The organism is Wenzhouxiangella sp. XN79A, from assembly GCF_012272825.1.
In the GTDB taxonomy this organism is placed as follows: Bacteria; Pseudomonadota; Gammaproteobacteria; order Xanthomonadales; family Wenzhouxiangellaceae.
Genome location: NZ_JAAWWS010000057.1, coordinates 1 through 2,179 on the forward strand (window position 1 = coordinate 1; position 2,179 = coordinate 2,179).

Genomic DNA, 2,179 nt, shown 5'->3' on the forward strand with positions numbered 1-2,179 from the left:
GAAGGCGATGCTTGTGGGAGCGAGCTTGCTCGCGAAGGCCGGAACCGGCCACCCTTCGCCCGCAAGCGGCCTCCAACAGACCTCCGATCCGGCGCGCCGCCCGTTTCACCTGTTGGAGGGCGCTTGCGCGCGAACCGGCCGGGCCACCCTTCGCCCGCAACCGGCCTCCGCCAGAAAGCCCTGTCATCCTTCGCCGCTGCCGGCCCGCCCGGTCACGCGTTTTTCGCCCGAACGCCGTACCGTGCGCTGCATGACAGCCGGAAACCATCCGCAACCGCTCGACCTGTTCCCGCCCGGCCGCGATGCCGGGCTGGCGCGGTTGCACGACTTCGTCCCGCGCTCGGGTCGCACGTATGCCTCGCAGCGCAACGCCGATCCAGGCCCGGGCCGCAAGGCCAACGTGTCGCAGCTCTCGCCCTACATCCGCTACCGCCTGATCACCGAGCACGAGGTGGTCGAGGCGGTGCTCGCCGAGTTCGCGCCGTCGACGGCCGAGAAGTTCATCCAGGAGGTGCTGTGGCGTACCTACTGGAAGGGCTGGCTGCAGATGCGGCCGCAGGTCTGGCATGACTTTCTCGACGAGCGCGACCGCAACCGCGAGGAGGTTCAGGCCAACGGCTCACTTGCGACGGCCTGGAACGAGGCCGAGGCCGGGCGCACCGGCATTGCCTGCTTCGATGACTGGGTCGCGGAACTGCGCGCGACCGGCTACCTGCACAATCACGCGCGGATGTGGTTCGCCTCGATCTGGATCTTTACCCTGAAGCTGCCGTGGGCGCTGGGTGCGGATTTCTTCCTGCGCCACCTGATCGACGCCGACCCGGCCTCGAACACGCTCTCGTGGCGCTGGGTGGCCGGCATCCAGACCCGCGGCAAGACGTACCTGGCCCGGGCCGGCAACATCGCCAGGTACACCGATGGTCGCTTCGACGCCAACGAGCTCGGCCGTCAGCTGGCCGATGAGGCCGAGCCGATCCGTGAGGAGCCGCCGCCGGTGCGTCAGCCGATCACTCCGACCGACGCCGTCGAGTCCGGCAGCCGCGTGCTGGTCCTGCTGCACGGCGACGACCTGCGCGGCTTCGAAGCGTTGCCGGCCGGACTGGACGTGGCCGGCGTGGTGGTGGCCAGCGGCGGACATGCAAGTGCCCCGTGGCCGTTCGGCGACAAGGCGCGGGCCTTCGTCAGGGCCTCGGCCGAATCGGCGGCGCGGCAGGCCGAAAAGGCGCTGGGCGCGCCCGTCATCGTCACCGAGGCGATCGACGGCGAGGCGTTGGCCGAGCGGGCCGGGGCGATCGACGCGGCCTGCATCGTCACCCCGGACGCCCCGGTCGGCCCGATCGACGATGGGCTGGCGGCGCTCCGGAAATCACTGACCGGAAGCGGCGTGCAGCTCAGGCGCGTGCGCCGCGGCTGGGACACCAACGCCTGGCCGCACGCGACCAGCGGCTTCTTCCCGTTCAAGAAGAAGATTCCGGACCTGCTGGCGCAGGCGGGCCTGACATGAGCGCTGACTCGGATCCGGAGGTCACGGTCTGGTACGACGGCGGCTGCCCGCTGTGCGTGCGCGAGATCGCCTTGATGAAGCGGCTGGACCGAGACGACCGGATCCGGATCGTCGACGTCGACGATGCCGGCGCCGTCTGCCCGATCGACCGGGAACTGTTGCTGAAGCGCTTCCACGCCCGCGAGGGAAACGGCCCGATGCTCGACGGTGCCGCGGCCTTCGCCGCGATGTGGCGTGCCGTGCCCCCGTTCCGCCCGCTGGGCCGGCTGGCGCGGAATCGCGCGGTGCTGTGGGTGCTGGAGCGGATGTATTCGTTGTTCCTGCTCGTGCGACCGGGAATGCAGTGGCTGGCGCGTGCGCTGACCGGCGGGCGACGCGACGCTACGCCGCCGTAGGACGTCATCCCCTTCGTTCGGCCCAGCCGGCCTCCCACGGGCCGTTGGTCGAGCGCCGGCGACAAGTTCGACGGTGGGAGGGCGAATGTCCGCGCGAAGGTCTTTCCGTCGTTCCGGGGCGCCGAGCAGGTGAACCCGGAACGTCCCGGTGCCGGCGCTCCGGTTCGATGGGCGATTTCGTCACGAGGTCCCGGGTTCGCCTTCGGCGCCCCGGGACGACGGGGGTGTGGAGAGCGTGCCCGGCGCGTTTCTAAGGGGGAGGGCGGATTCCGCGCGAACC

General features: G+C 70.6%; 2 protein-coding genes. Both read left to right on the plus strand.

All coding sequences use genetic code 11. The features are described from left to right. The first annotated feature begins 250 nt into the window (after positions 1–250). A complete protein-coding gene (locus HFP89_RS00020) occupies positions 251–1,504 on the plus strand; it encodes an FAD-binding domain-containing protein (RefSeq protein ID WP_168715587.1) in 1,254 nt (417 codons plus the stop codon). Beyond that, positions 1,501–1,899, plus strand: coding sequence for a DUF393 domain-containing protein (locus HFP89_RS00025; RefSeq protein ID WP_168715588.1), 399 nt, complete (start codon positions 1,501–1,503; stop codon positions 1,897–1,899). Before HFP89_RS00020 ends, HFP89_RS00025 begins: the two co-directional genes overlap by 4 nt. Positions 1,900–2,179: the final 280 nt, after the last annotated feature.